The 14,982-nt window shown below is 54.8% G+C and carries 9 protein-coding genes; 6 read left to right on the top strand and 3 right to left on the bottom strand.

Annotated features, from left to right (window positions below; genetic code table 11):
- Positions 1-55 precede the first annotated feature (55 nt).
- Positions 56-709, top strand: coding sequence for a GntR family transcriptional regulator (locus GGR95_RS14940; protein WP_184567272.1), 654 nt, complete (start codon positions 56-58; stop codon positions 707-709).
- A 3-nt stretch (positions 710-712) separates the two neighbouring features.
- Here the strand turns inward: GGR95_RS14940 and GGR95_RS14935 are convergent, their stop codons facing one another.
- Positions 713-1,696: a class 1 fructose-bisphosphatase gene (locus GGR95_RS14935; protein WP_184567270.1), complete on the bottom strand. Its 984-nt coding sequence runs from the start codon at positions 1,694-1,696 to the stop codon at positions 713-715.
- Between the two features lie 155 nt (positions 1,697-1,851).
- Between GGR95_RS14935 and GGR95_RS14930 the strand changes: the two genes are divergently transcribed.
- On the top strand, positions 1,852-2,706 hold the full coding sequence (locus tag GGR95_RS14930) for a 2-dehydro-3-deoxygalactonokinase (RefSeq protein WP_184567268.1): 855 nt from the start codon (positions 1,852-1,854) through the stop codon (positions 2,704-2,706).
- Positions 2,707-2,747: 41 nt separating this feature from the next.
- Here GGR95_RS14930 and GGR95_RS14925 read toward each other — a convergent pair whose 3' ends face one another.
- Together GGR95_RS14925 and GGR95_RS14920 are read right to left on the bottom strand one after the other, a co-directional pair.
- Positions 2,748-3,515 (bottom strand): tyrosine-protein phosphatase, encoded by a 768-nt coding sequence (locus GGR95_RS14925; RefSeq protein ID WP_184567266.1) that lies wholly within the window; start codon positions 3,513-3,515, stop codon positions 2,748-2,750.
- A gap of 239 nt (positions 3,516-3,754) precedes the next feature.
- Complete coding sequence (locus tag GGR95_RS14920; RefSeq protein ID WP_184567264.1) at positions 3,755-7,711, bottom strand: Hint domain-containing protein; 3,957 nt, start codon at positions 7,709-7,711, stop codon at positions 3,755-3,757.
- Positions 7,712-7,972: 261 nt separating this feature from the next.
- On the opposite strand from GGR95_RS14920, the gene GGR95_RS14915 reads away from it, so the two are divergent.
- The 4 genes from GGR95_RS14915 (at position 7,973) to GGR95_RS14900 (ending at position 14,557) form a co-directional block, all read left to right on the top strand.
- Complete coding sequence (locus tag GGR95_RS14915; protein WP_184567262.1) at positions 7,973-9,040, top strand: alpha/beta hydrolase; 1,068 nt, start codon at positions 7,973-7,975, stop codon at positions 9,038-9,040.
- 262 nt (positions 9,041-9,302) lie between these two features.
- Positions 9,303-10,469, top strand: coding sequence for an efflux RND transporter periplasmic adaptor subunit (locus GGR95_RS14910; RefSeq protein WP_184567260.1), 1,167 nt, complete (start codon positions 9,303-9,305; stop codon positions 10,467-10,469).
- On the top strand, positions 10,469-13,591 hold the full coding sequence (locus GGR95_RS14905; protein ID WP_184567258.1) for an efflux RND transporter permease subunit: 3,123 nt from the start codon (positions 10,469-10,471) through the stop codon (positions 13,589-13,591). The genes GGR95_RS14910 and GGR95_RS14905 overlap by 1 nt, the downstream gene beginning before the upstream one ends.
- A 159-nt stretch (positions 13,592-13,750) precedes the next feature.
- Positions 13,751-14,557, top strand: a complete 807-nt coding sequence (locus GGR95_RS14900) for a crotonase/enoyl-CoA hydratase family protein (protein WP_184567256.1) — start codon at positions 13,751-13,753, stop codon at positions 14,555-14,557.
- The last annotated feature ends 425 nt before the right edge of the window (positions 14,558-14,982 follow it).

Here is a 14,982-nt window from a genome sequence, read left to right as displayed (position 1 = left end):
GGATCAATCTTTGCCATGATACTTTACCAGTCACAGTCACAGTCACAGGCACATTATGACCCTAACCTCCTCGCTACCCTCACATGAAATTATCTACCGCAAAGCCCGTGATCTGATCCTATTCGGAGAGTTGTTGCCGGGTGAAGCTGTGACCATTCAAGGTATTGTTGAGCGGCTGGATGCAGGCATTACGCCCGCCCGCGAAGCCATTCGCCGTTTGACAGCGGAAGGGGCATTGCGCGCAAGTGATAACCGCCGGATCATGGTGCCTGAACTGACGATCGAACAGTTGCAAGAACTGACATACGCCCGCACAGGGATTGAGCCGCAGATCGCGCGTTTGGCTGCAGTGGGCATGGAGTCTGCCGACATCGACGCGTTGGAAGAAATCGACTCTCACGTGAATGCGGCGCTTGCAGCAGGGGATATCCAATCCTACCTGCGCCATAATCATAGGTTCCATTGGGCGCTTTATGCCCATTCAGAGGCGGAAATTCTGATGGCAACGGCGGCGTCACACTGGCTGCGGATTGGTCCGTCGTTGCGCGTGATGGTAAAACAGGCCCAGACGGAAGAGCTGCCCGATATGCACGAAGTCGCCATCAGTGCGTTGCGTGATGGCGACTATGAAGCAGTGGGCGAAGCGATCCACAGCGATATTTTGCAAGGCCATAGCCAAGTTGCCAAAGGCCTCGACGAGGCGGAATAGGCGCTACTTTTTGTGATATCCTTCGATCACAGCGACCTCATCGCGTGATCCAAGGATCACTGGCACCCGCTGGTGATGGCCTGTGGGGGCAACTTCGAGGATGCGGCCCGTGCCTGTTGATGAGGCACCGCCAGCTTGCTCAACCAACATACCCATCGGGTTTGCCTCATACATCAGGCGCAATTTACCGCCCTGTGCCGCGTTGCCGCTATCCGCAGGATATAAAAACACGCCGCCCCGTGTCAGGATACGGTGGACATCTGCCACCATCGAAGCACACCAGCGCATGTTAAATTTCTTACCGCGCGGACCGTTTGCGCCGCGTAGGCAATCGTCGATGTAACCGCGAATAGGGGTGTCCCACATGTCATAGCGCGACGCGTTGATTGCAAATTCTTGTGTCTCGGCAGGGATGCTCATTTCTGGCTGGGTCAGCAAAAACTCACCTGATCCAGGGTGATGAGTAAAGCCATCGACGCCTTGACCTGTTGTGATTACCAGACCCGTAGAGGGGCCATAAATGGCATAACCCGCTGCGACCTGTTCAGTGCCTTTGATCTTGACGGCATCTGCTTGGGGCGAAATGGCGGCATCCAGACGGACGATGGAGAAAATAGTACCAACGGACAGGTTCACATCTAGATTAGATGACCCATCCAGCGGATCGTAATAAACGACAAAATCGCCCGCTTGGGGCGCTTCTTTGCGCCAGTTCACTTCATCCACTTCCTCAGATACCAGCGCGGCCAGTGACGGGTTGCCGCCGACAATCTGCTGGAATACCTCGTCAGAAATGACATCCAGTTCTTTTTGTGTTTCGCCCTGAATATTCTCGGTCTCTGCGGCCCCTAGAACACCAGCAAAAGCACCATGGCGCACACGGTCCGCGATCATGCGGCAAGCTGTGGCGATGTCTTCCATCAGGATCATTAAATCGGTGTCGGTTTGTTGTGCCTGTAGGTGCTGGCGGAGTGTGGTTTGTGTCATGTTTTGCCCTCTTGAAGCCGTCTCTGGCTGTTGTGGCGACATTGGAGGCTATCGCTCCTGAGGGCAAGCGTGCAGCAGCTAAATTCTGATGCGGCTGCCCGTTGCTGCCCCCCCAGACACAAGGTACGGTCAGCGCGACAAACAATGGGTGTGATATGAACGACGATAGATGGGCCGCGGCAGTTTTGATCGGCAAGACCCTGCATCTGCGCGTGCACAATGCGGGCGCAGTCACCGACATGAGTGAAACGCTCACAACGGCATCGTACACAGGTTCGCTGTTGCAAATGCTTGCCCCCTTTTTAGAAGAGAACAGCGTTTTACCCATTCTTTTTGCTGGGCCAAGCGCGTTGAATCTTGTGAATGTTCCGGCTGTGCCGCCAAGTAGTTTTGTGCCGTTGCAAGAAATCGATCCGCGTGTTGCTGTGATGTGCCTTGATGGCATGGCGCAGACGCAGCCCGCAGATGTCATGGACGGGCAGGTGGCACAGATTTTGGGGTTTCTTGCGGCCAATCCTGAATGGGACGGGGTATTGTGCTTGGCTGGTGCGCGTAGCAATTGGGTTCACATCAGTGCTGGCGAAGTTGTGAGCTTTCAGACCTTTATGACCGGTGAGGTGATTGAGATGCTGGCAGCGGACTCTGCTTTAAGCCGTGCGCTGGAAGGTACAGGTTGGGACGATGCCGCGTTCGAAGTTGCATTGTCTGACGCAATGTCACGTCCCGAACGCGCGGTCGCGGCGCTGTTTTCCCTACATGCAGAAGAGCGGCTGGTGGGGCATAATCCCGCCAAGGCGCGGGCGCGCCTGTCAGGCATGTGGATCGGGATGGAAATGGCGGCTGCGCGGCCTTACTGGCTGGGCCAAAATGTTGCGATCATCGGAGAAGCTGCGGTGGCAGAGCAGTATCAAGCGGCTTTGCGGACACAGGGTGTCATTGCGCCGTGTTGCGACGCTGTCGATATGGCCTTTCGGGGGGTGGCGCATGCTTATGCGGGGCAAAAGGATTAGAGTAAAAGTTCCTTTGACCGAGCTTTCGCAAAAAATCGCCGTTAATGGCTGTCGTTTAGACCTAGGCGATCCTGTAGGCGGGATAAAGTCTCTAGAGGTACGCCAATATGGTCTAGGTAACCCGTGACAGAGCCGTAGTTGGCATCCAGATGCGCCAACAATCCGGCCATTGCATCCGCTGGGCTTTCCAGCAGCGTTGCATAGGCTTGTACGTCGCCACCATTGCTCCGCGACAGGCTAAGGAATTCGGAAACCAATTCGGGGATCAGGGATTCTGTCAGAGCGTAGTCGGTGATGATGTCCGAATGGGACACGCCAGCCAAACCCAGCAAGAGTGCAGCAATCACGCCAGTGCGGTCTTTGCCTGCGGTGCAGTTGAAGAGAACTGTACCCTGTTCCACCTGCGCAATTCGGTTCAGGATGTTGGTGATCGCCTCTGCCCGTGTTTCAACGGCAGTGATGTACATGGTCAGCAGCGGATGACCGCCTTCTGGCACATCTACCTCGGCCAGTGCGGCTGGGGACAGCGCATCAAAGAGCGGCAGGTTTACCCAATCAACCCCTCGCATACCTTCCAGACAACTGGGCGCATCGCGGACTTCACGCGCTGTGCGCAAGTCCACAACCATACAGAGGCCTTCGAAATGCAAGCGCTCGGGTTCACCTTTGTCCAATCGGTGTAGGCAATCGGCGCGCAAGAAATTCCGCCACGGAACGGGCGTGCCTTGGGCGGTTGTATAGCCGCCCAGATCGCGGATGTTATAGGCACCGCGTACGGTGAGCTGTCTTGCGGGGTGTGATGCTGTCATGATCTCCACTTATCGCCGTGCTCTGAGGCGTACAAGAAGCCGATAGGGCGCAGCAGTTTCTTTTTGTGATAGTGTTGCGCCGGGGCTTGGGTCAACCTGTTGTCTTTGCTGAGGGTCATGCCTGTCAGAATGCCGCTTACGCATTGTTTCATGGCCAAGTGTGCAGGCATATTTGGTTTTATGCTTCCACCGAGGGTTGCTGGAAGCATAAAAACCCGTGTGGCGAAGTGCCTACGCATCTAACGGCATAGGACGTTTTTATCATTTGAAAACTCACGCGCCAACATTCCGTAGGCCGTAAACGCTGAGGTCCTATCTGTGATTTGCCCAAGTTCAGGAAAGATTTCCAATACCTCTTGGCGGGCGGAGTGGCTCAGCATTTTGAAGGCCATTGGACCGGGGAAGAAGCTTTCGGATGGGACATTTTCCGCAAAGATGATTTGATGGGCATCGAACATCAAGTGGATGTATGTGACCTCACGTTTACCATTGGCAACGCGGACCTGCTTTTCGCTGGTTGTCAGATGTTTGGCGCGTGCCAGATGTTGGGTGCTTCGAAATAACATGCCATGTTGCGGTGAAACCAAAAGATCACGCTCGGCCCCCATAACCCCTTTGGGGAAAAGGATGGGGCGCAGGCTCGGATTCTGGTTTAGTTCTGGCTGTTTCAGCTCACGGGTGCCAATCCAGCGGATTTGCTGGGGCCCATTATCCATCGTGGTGACCGAATCCCCAACTTTCAACTCGTCGATCAGGACATCGCCGCGCGGCGTGCGGATTGCTGTGCCGGATGTGAAACAAACCACACCGGTGTTATCATTGGTAAGGTCACCGCCTGTAACCGCCGCGCCACCCGAAAGCAGGGTGAGATCAATATCACCGATCAATGCGCTATGATCGACACCGTTGATGATGCCGTCGATTGTCCCGTCAGCTGCGTCAGAACGCAACATTTGCAGCGCATGTGTGAAATCATTGCTCGGGTCGGCGTCAGACCCGTTTACCGCTGCAAGAGATGCGGCATCATAGAAGCTGCTGAGATCGACAAAATCATTGTTGGTTGGATCACCGTCTTCAGTTGGTACGCTGTCATCGGTGCCAAAATCTGAAATCGTATCAGCACCATCTCCGTCATTGTAAGTAAAGGTGTCATCCCCTGTGCCCCCTACAAGTGAATCGGCACCTGCCCCGCCTGAAAGGGTGTCGTTACCCGCCCCGCCTAGAAGAGTGTCATCGCCATCGCCCCCAGTGAGGCTGTCATCCCCTGCGCCGCCATCGATGTTGTCAGCACCCGCAGCCCCGACAACCGTGTCGTCGCCGCTGCCCAAGATGAGGTTCTCGATTTCACTGAAGGTATGCGTACCGGCCCCGCCAGAGATCGTGCCGGTCTCAAGCGCAGAGTAGGCAACCGTCAGGTTATCGGTAACGCCAGAATAATCGATCGTATCGCCAGTGGTTTCGCCGGATTCACCGCCTGTGATGGTATCATTGTCCGATAGCGCACCCGTGGCAATGAACACGTCGTCGCCGCTGCCACCAAGGGCCTCGTCGTCACCCGTACCGCTGTAGATCGTATCATCGCCGCTACCGCCAGAAAGGGTGTTATTGCCTGAATCGCCGTAAATAACGTCATCCGAGATACCTGCAAAGATCAGGTCATCGCCCACGCCTGCTTGGATGTTACCTGTGGTTGTGGCGGTGCCGGCGAAGATGATGACATCATTGCCATCGCCGCCCAGCACATTGGCTTGGGCAGTGGCATTGCCCTGAAATGCGATCTGGTCATCGCCAAGGCCCGCATCCAGCACTGTGTCGAGTGTCGACGCGTCGTTAAACGTGATGGTATCATTACCAGCCCCTAAATCGAACGAGCCAGAGCCGTCAATCACACCGTTGTCGTTGACCGTAACTGTCTGTGCGCCACTCCAGCCGTCGACGGTCGGATTGGACGTATCATTCCCCAATTGTCCTTGGTCGTTGATTGTGATGGCGACGTCTTGATCTAGCGTGGTGATCGAGACTTGGTCGACAGTGGAAGTGTCCGAGATGGTGATGAAATCCGTGCCGCCCGTTTCATCACTGGAATATCCGGTCCAAATGAGGTCAACGGAACTGTCGCCATAAATGTTAAACGTATCATATCCGGCACCGCCAAGATCGGTACCGCTTATGTCCGAGCCGTAGATTTCGCCGATGTCTGAATCAATGACATCGATGAAGTCACTGCCATCGCCGCCCGCGATTAGACCCAGATTTGCGCTGCCAGAGGTATCAACCTGTACGATAAAGAAATAGTCGATCCCGCTGCCGCCGTCGATCTCATCTGCACGGGTTCCGCCGAAAACCTGAATGACGTCACCGCCATCCCCGCCAGACACAATGCCCGCGTCTTCGCCAGCATCGATCTGATCATTGCCGTCGCCGCCATAAATAGTATCGACACCGGTGCCACCCAGAACGAAGTCATCCCCTTCACCAGCGATAATAAAGTCGTCGCCATCGCCAGCATCAATAATATCATCATTGTTACCAGCGGCGTTGTCGTTCGCATCGACCATATCGCCGTCAGGATCGCCGGTATAGCTTACGTCAATTGTGTCGTTGCCACCTGTTCCGCTGACGATCCCGTCTGATCCGACGCCCGCGCCTGATACACCCGTATTGTCAAAGGTCAAATCCGCCCCGGTAACGGCAGACCCTCCTGAAAGCAGGGTTAAATCTATGTCGCCAATCAGGGCACTGTAATCTACTCCCCCGATGACGGCGTCGATGCGCCCGTCTGCGGCGTCTGCGCGCAACATTTCTAGCGCCCCAGCAAAGTCATTGCTTGGATCTGCGTCGGCGCTGTTTACGGATGCCGTGCTCGTGCCGTTATAAAATCCACTTAAGTTGATGAAGTCGTTGTTTGTTTGGTCGCCGTCATCGACAGAACCACTGTCATCGGTGCCAAAATCGGAAATTGTATCGGCACCGTTAGAATAGAAAAACTGATCATCACCGTCACCGCCGGTTAGGCTATCATCGCCCGTGCCCCCATAGATGAGGTCGTTACCATCGCCACCATCAATTGTGTCGTTATCATCGCCACCAGAAAGCGTGTCGCTGCCCCCACCACCACTCAGAGAGTCATCGCCCGCGAGACCCCAGATTTGGTTGCCGAGCATGTTGCCCGCGATCTGGTTTTCGCCCGCATTACCGCGGACATTTTCGAAATTGGAAATTACGCTGCCAATCGAGGTAGAGCTGCTGGTCCCATCATCATTTAAGGTAAGGTCCAAGTCGAGGGTGTTTGTAATCGCCGCATCCAAGGCGATGGTGTCATTCCCGCTGCCGCCATCAACAATTTCGGGGACACCGGTGATGAGGTATCCAACCTCAGCATAATCATCGCCGTCCTCAAGATAAACGGTATCAGATCCCCCATTCTCACCACTATCACGCCAAACGTCGTTGCCGTCGCCACCATAAATGGCGTCGTCGCCCGCGCCGCCATTTATGGTGTCGTTACCTTCGTCTCCATAGAGGGTGTCGTTTCCAGCGCCACCATCGATCGTATCATCCCCGATGCCGCCTTCGATGGAATCCGCGCCGTCGCCGCCTAAAAGAGAATCGTCACCTTCATCGCCGTGAATAGTGTCATTTCCGGTGCCACCTAATACCGTATCGTTGCCAGTGCCGCCGATAATCAGATCATTCCCGGCAAGCCCCGAAATGTAATCCGAGCCCCCGTTGCCAAAAATCGTGTCGGCGCCCGTGGTGATGCTGTCACCATCGACATCGGAGTACCCAAAGCCCATGGTTTGACCAATATCCGAACCATCCACAGCCCCATCGTACAACCTGAAGGGAACGCCTTCATTAAATTCAAAGGTCGCAACGACGCCGGCTAGCAACGAAAACCCGTCAGGAGCGTAGAGATAGATTTGACCATCAATGGAAAACGCCGCAATCTCGCGACTGTCGAGCGTGATGAACGCGATGGTGAGAGAAACTGTTCCGGCACCGATGTAAACAATTTCGGATTCCACACCACCAATAGTGACTGTGGTTGGGGTGCCTGTACCCAGTAGCCCGTTATCATCAGTTATGGTGCCTGACATAGGGCCGGAGACATCGGGGAGAATAGACAGGTTCAGCAGAGAAGTAAGATCGCCATTATATTCATAGAGGCTGTTCGTGGAAATATCGACACTCATAAGACTATACACCTATTTGCGGCGCTCGGCTTTCGTCAGCATTTGATGAAAGATTCGCGGTCAAGAAAATCAAGTTGAGGACAAGATAGGAGGAGATGTCATAATATTTCCTTATTTGAGCCACAGTTTGTGCAGCGCAGGTTCCCGATTGTGTGTTCAAATCTAACGATTGAGGAGCATGAGGAATTTTACATCATTATTACAATGTGATAGCTGGGGCGAGTTAGCGCAGAAAAGGGTGTCCCTTGGGTGGACGGCAATATGAATAACCGACGTGCTCTCCTTACCTATTTGGCCGCCAGCGGCTTAGCTGCGTGCAGTCCACGTGGGCAATTCGGGCGCGCAGATGCTGAAGATGCGACAGGGGTACAGCAGCTATTGGTCGCGACCTTACGCGTTGCTGATCCCGCACCGATTGCCTATGGGGCAGACCGTGCGGATAGCGCGCAATTTGCCCAGCTCGCAGTCTCAATTCCGCCTGTGCATCAAACAGGCCACATTGAATGGCCCTCTGGGAACAACCCCGATCCGCAAAAACACTTTGCATTGGTGGGCGCACAGTTGCTGCCCGATCTTGAGGCGCTTGCTGGCGCCGTTCGCGAGCAAGCGCATGGGGCGCAAGAGGCTGTGCTGTTTGTCCACGGCTATAACACGAATTTCGCCGAAGGTGTTTATCGACAGGCCCAGATTGCTTGGGACTATGATATGAAAGGGCCGCAAATTCACTTTGCTTGGGCGTCTGCGGCACATGCTTTGGCCTATACCGAAGATCGGGATAGTGCGCTGCACGCGCGCGACGGGTTGGTTGAAACGTTGTTGCGGCTTTTGCAGCACGATCAGCCAAAACTAGCCATCGTTGGTCATTCTATGGGCGGTTTTCTGGTTATGGAAGCGCTGCGCCAGATTGCGTTGCAAGGCGACCGGAAGATATTGGACCGACTGGCGAATGTCGTGCTTATATCTCCTGACATCGACATTGATTTGTTCAAGATGCAGGCACGCAGCCTTGCGCCGTTGCCGCAGCCCTTTACCGTTGCCGTCGCTAAAAATGATCGGTTGTTGAAAATATCAGCAGGTCTTTCAGGCGGTCGACAGCGGCTAGGAACGGTTGATGATTTAGACTTGCTTGGGGATTTGGGGATTTTGGTTATTGATTTGACAGAAGCAGGGGGCAGCGGGGGCAACCATTTTCTGGCCGGGTCTTCACCGACAGCCATTGCCGTAATGCGCGGGTTTCGCAACGCCTCACCGTCCATGTCGGTCAATGTCACCTTTGGCCCGGTACGGATTACGCTGGGTAATATGGGGCTCAGTACATCTTCGGGCTGATGGAAGGCTTGTGTTGCTGATCACTTTTGAAACTGTGACCTTTTTGAAGATTGACGCAGTTAATTTTTGGGCGAATTGGAAATGCGTGATTTAGCCCTATATAGGGTGGAGTATTTTTGGGAACGAAGCGCCGTACCTGCCATTGATGTTGAAACCACACATGACCTCTTTGCGAAGTCATGTATGTTTCCTTTGATGCAATGCTGGCGCTAAGTCTTTCACAGCAAGGGGCCACCATCGGCCGCGTTTGAGGAACCGACAGTTGACCAGTAAGCCGACAGAAACCCTATCAGGGCGAGCATCCGAGGGGCAAACAGATGCAAGCGAGCCATCTAGACAGGATTTAACCTTCAGCTCTGATAAAGGGGCTTCTCGTTCGACATGGATTGCGGGCTTCTTGGTGCTTGGGATTGTAGCATGGATGGGGAGCGGGTTTGTCTTGCCGTCAGAGGACGAACAACCCGTCACCAAACGCGAAGACCCCAAACCTGTTTCCGTTGCTGTTGTTGCCTCCGTTGCTGAAACTGTGACGCAATTTTACCGCGCGGAAGGGCAAGCACAGCCTGATCGCGACACTATGCTGCGTGCCGAAGCTGCGGGGGACATTACAGAGGTTCTGGTTTCCAAAGGGCAGGATGTTGCCGCGGGCGCAGTGATTGCGCGTTTTGACCCGACCAATAACACCGCAGACGCCAATCGCGCAGCAGAAGAGCTGGCGCGTGCGCAGCGTGAATTCGACAATGCCGCCAGCCTGCTGGAACGGGGCGTGGCCACCGCTGACCGCTTGGCGCAGGCGCGTGCGGCGCTTGCCTCGGCCCAAGCACAAGTCACTGCGATTGCGCAAGAAGCCAAGGCGTTGACGATTACAGCACCGTTTGCTGGGCGGATCGAAACGCTTGATTTGAACGAAGGTGAATACATCTCGGTCGGTGCCGAAGTCGGGCGTTTGGTTGACATTACGCCGCTGACTGTTGCCATTCAGGTGCCGCAGCAATCGTTAACCCGTCTGAGTGTGGGCCAAGCGGCATCCGTGAATTTCATCACAGGAGAAGAACGGGAAGGGACGCTGACATTTGTAGGCTCCTCCGCAGCGTCAGAAACACGTACTTTTCTTGCCGAAGTCGAAGTTGCCAATGACGATGGTGCCATTCCAGCGGGTATTTCCGCCGAGGTTGTCATCCCGACAGGTGAGACGACTGCGCATTTTCTGCCCGCCTCTATCGTGTCGCTTGATACCGAAGGGACATTGGGCGTGAAAACTGTTGATGCCGAAAATATTGTCGCCTTCTTTCCGATCACAATCGTAAAGGCGCAGCTTGACGGTGTTTGGGTCACTGGTTTGCCAGAAGCGGTGGACGTGATCACTGTTGGTCAGGGCTATGTTAACGCGGGCGAAACGGTGGCGCCAGCGACTGCGGAGCCAAAATAATGAAGGTTATTATCGACGCAGCCTTTTCGCGCGCGCGTGTCGTGGTCATGGCTCTTGTGATGGTTTTGGCTGTGGGTGCCTTTGCCTACAGTGCCATCCCCAAAGAGGCGAACCCAGAAGTCCCTTTGCCGTTTTTCTATATTTCCACGGGTTTGGACGGCATTAGCCCCTCTGACGCCGAGCGCTTGTTGTTGGAACCGATGGAGACTGAGTTTGCGTCCATCGCAGGGCTGGACAGTATGAAGTCGGATGCCTCCGAAGGGTTTGCGAGCATCCAACTGGAGTTCAAAGCAGGCGGGGATAATGACGAGGCCTTGGATAAGGTGCGTCAGGCCGTGGACCGCGTGGAATCCGAGTTGCCAGAAGATGCCAATGACATTGTTATTACCGAGATCAATACCGCCCTTTTCCCGATCATCACGGCGATCCTGTCTGGTCCCGTGCCAGAACGGACGCTGAACAAGCTGGCAGAGCAGCTTCAGGAAGAGTTCGAGGGTCTTGAGGGGGTCTTGGAGGCGGAAATCGGGGGGCAGCGGTTTGAGTTTTTGGAGGTGCTGATCGATCCGACAGTATTTCAAACCTACAATCTGTCATTTGACGAATTGATCGGGCAGATACAGCGAAACAACCGTCTGATAGCAGCAGGCGCGATTGAAACTGGGTCAGGCCGCATTGTGTTGAAGGTGCCGGGGCTGATTGAGGGCCTTGAGGATGTGATGGCGATGCCTGTCAAAGTGCGTGGCAATGCCGTTGTCACCTTTGGCGATGTCGCAACGATCCGCCGCACCTTTGAAGACCCAAGTTCCTTTGCGAGGATCAATGGGCAGCCTGCCCTTGCGCTTGAGGTTACAAAACGTTCGGGCGCGAATATCATTGATACCGTGGATCAGGTAAAGGCGCGGGTAGAAGAACTGCGCGTTGATTGGCCTGACAACATCGAAATCACCTATCTGCAAGACCAGAGTAAACAGGTCAAAGATATGTTGAGCGATCTGGAGGCCAACGTCATCGCCGCCGTGATCCTTGTGATGATTGTGATTGTGCTGTCACTGGGCACACGGTCTGCGATCCTTGTGGGCCTCTCTATTCCCGGTGCGTTTCTGGCGGGGGTGATTGCGCTGTGGGTTATGGGGTACACGATGAATATCGTTGTCCTCTTCTCGCTGATCCTTGTGGTTGGAATGTTGGTGGATGGTGCGATCGTCACAACCGAGCTTGCGGATAGAAAACTGCAAGAGGGGGCATCCCCAAAAGAGGCATATGCCTATGCCGCCGAGCGCATGTCTTGGCCGATCATTGCGTCTACCGCGACCACCCTAAGTGTGTTTTTCCCGCTGCTGTTCTGGAGCGGTATGATGGGGGAGTTCATGAAGTTCCTGCCCATCACTGTAATCCTGACGCTTACCGCGTCTTTGTTCATGGCCTTGGTGTTTATTCCCGTTGTGGGCGGCCTGATAGGCAAACGCCAACCCCAAACCGCAATTGCAAAAGCAGGGTTGCATGCAGCCGAGCTGGGCGATCCGCGTGATATGGGCGGTTTCACAGGGCGATATGTGCGGTTGTTGGAGTGGGCAATCTTGCGTCCGGGTGCGACACTGTTGTTGGCGATTGCATTGCTGTTGGGGGGCTTTAGCCTCTATGGCGCTTTCGGCAAGGGCATCAGCTTTTTCCCATCGGTTGAGCCTGACTTTATGCAGGTCCAAGTCCGCGCTCGCGATAACTTTTCAATTTTTGAGCGCGACGCGCTGGTGCGTGCTGTTGAAGACCGCATTCTGGGCTATGACGAGATCGCCAGCATCTATGCACGCTCGATGATGAGTGCGGGGCAGGGGGATGAGGAAACCATCGGCACCCTACAGCTTGAACTGACGCCATGGGATACCCGCCGCACGGCCGCCGAGATCGGCGAGGACATCCGCCGCAGCGTGTCTGACATCGCGGGCATTGATGTGCAGGTCCAAACCGAAAGCGGCGGCCCGACAGCGGGTAAACCCGTGAACTTGCAGATCACGGCGCGTAACCAATCCGTACAAGGAGACGCCGTTCAGCAGGTGCGCGACATCATGGATGGCGTCGGGGGATTTACCGATGTGACTGATACCCGCCCCGTTCCCGGTGTCGAGGTGTCAATTCTTGTGAACCGCGCAGAGGCCGCACGTTTTGGTGCGGATGTGAGTTTGCTGGGTCAAGCCGTGCAGCTTTTGACCCAAGGGATAACAGTGGCTGACTATCGCCCTGATGATGTGGACGGATCGTTGGATATCCGCGTGCGTTTCCCACGCGAAGAACGCTCGCTCTCTGAGCTGGCCAGTTTGCGGGTGCCGACAGCGTCCGGTCTCGTGCCTATTTCCAACTTCGTGACCTTCGCGCCGTCTGAGCGCACGGGCGTAATTCGCCGCATCGATGAAAAACGTGTGACCACAATCGAAGCAAACGTCGCGCCAGGGGTGTTACCCAACGATCAGGTGATTGCTCTGACTGCGGCGCTGGAAGATGCTGACTTACCCGATGGCGTCGCCTTTAGCTTTGCCGGTGAAGCAGAAGAGCAGCAAGAAAGTATGATCTTTCTGATGGGCGCGTTTTTCACGGCAATCTTTATGATGTTTGTGATCCTCGTGATCCAGTTCAACAACTTCTTCCAAGCTTTTGTTGTGATGAGTGCGATCGTCTTTTCCATCGCAGGCGTGCTGCTGGGATTGCTGATTACAGGTAGGCCCTTTGGCGTCGTTATGGGCGGGATCGGGGTGATTGCATTGGCGGGTATCGTGGTGAACAACAACATCGTGTTGATCGACACTTATAATGACCTCAGGAAAATGGGCCAATCCCCCCGGGAGGCTGCTCTGCGCACAGGGGCGCAACGCTTGCGTCCTGTTTTGCTCACGTCGGTCACAACCGCGCTTGGCCTTATGCCGATGGTGATTGGCTTGAACCTGAATTTTTTCACCCGTGAAATTGTCTACGGCGCCCCGTCAACCCAATGGTGGACAGAGCTTTCCTCGGCCATTGCGGGCGGGTTGATCGTAGCAACGGTGCTGACCCTTGTGGTGACACCCGCGATGTTGATGCTGGGAGAACGCAAAGCAAACCGCAAAGCAACGCAGGCTCAACCAGCAGAGTGAGGTGATGTTATCTGGCGTCAGGCAAGGTGGGTGACACATCATCCTGACGCCGCGTCACTTCGTCATGATGGTACGGCAAGGCGTGCTGGAGCTTGTGATCTGAAACAAAATGAAGGACCAAATTGGCAGAATGTTTTCTGATCTGGATAGGATATGCCGATGGCCCTCACAATTGATCCCACCCGCTACACCAACCTTGCGGTAGAAGCCCATGATGATGGCGTTTGGGTGGTGACCCTGAATCGTCCCACCAAACGTAATGCGCTGGACATCGACACCATCGAAGAACTGGTCGAGTTCTTCTCCACAGCGCCCCGTGCTGGTGTGCGGGCCGTTGTGCTGGCAGGCAGTGGCGATCACTTCTGCGCTGGGCTCGATTTGATTGAGCACCATGACCAAGACCGCAGCCCTGCCGATTTCATGCATGTATGCTTGCGTTGGCATGAAGCCTTTAACAAAATGGAATACGGCGGTGTTCCCGTTATCGCCGCGCTGCAAGGAGCAGTTGTCGGCGGTGGGCTTGAGCTTGCCAGCTCGGCGCATATCCGTGTGATGGATCAAACCGCTTACTTCGCTCTGCCCGAAGGCCAGCGTGGGCTGTTCACCGGAGGGGGCGCAACCATTCGTGTGACAGACTTGGTTGGTAAATCACGTATGATAGACATGATGCTGACGGGCCGCGTCTATCAGGGCCAAGAGGCCGTTGATCTGGGACTGGCACAATATATCGTAGAAGGCTCCAGTTTTGATGCGGCTTTGGAACTGGCGCGCAAAACTGCGCAAAACTTGCCGCTGTCGAATTTTGCCATCTGTTCGGCGGTAAGCCACATGCAGAACATGTCGGCGATGGATGCGGCCTATGCCGAAGCCGTTGTGGCAGGCGTTGTGAATACACAGCCGGATGCCCGCGCCCGCCTTGCCGCTTTTGCAGATAAAAGCGCGGCAAGGGTCCGTCCCAACACATAACAAGGTCGCCGCTCCGATAGGAGCGGCGTTTCCGAGATTGGGTCAGCCCCCGCCTCCTTTCACGTTCTAAACTTCAATGCTGAGAGTTTTTTGTGCGGTCCGGTGTTCAGCGATTCCTGATTCTGGGTTTGATTCTTGTGTTTTTGTGTCGGATTCGGGTGTGGTCGGGCTGGATGGCGTTGGATTTGGGGGGATTTGTGGTGTTGTGGGGCATAGTTGCGCGAGCCCTAGCGCATTTATTCAGTAGCGCGAACTTTTAGTATGGCCATATAAATATGACAGATTTGTGTATTCTTCAGGCGGTTAGGGCAGAAAGGTTCGGATTTTTTGGTTTTTATGTCGGAATCGGGTTGCGGGATTGTTGAGTAAACCCTAGAACGCCTCTACCGAAGCGCAGCAATGAGCTACGGGGCAGCGGACGGGTT

The organism is Sulfitobacter undariae, from assembly GCF_014196805.1.
In the GTDB taxonomy this organism is placed as follows: domain Bacteria; phylum Pseudomonadota; class Alphaproteobacteria; order Rhodobacterales; family Rhodobacteraceae; genus Sulfitobacter; species Sulfitobacter undariae.
This window is presented reverse-complemented; position numbering and strand designations above follow the sequence as displayed.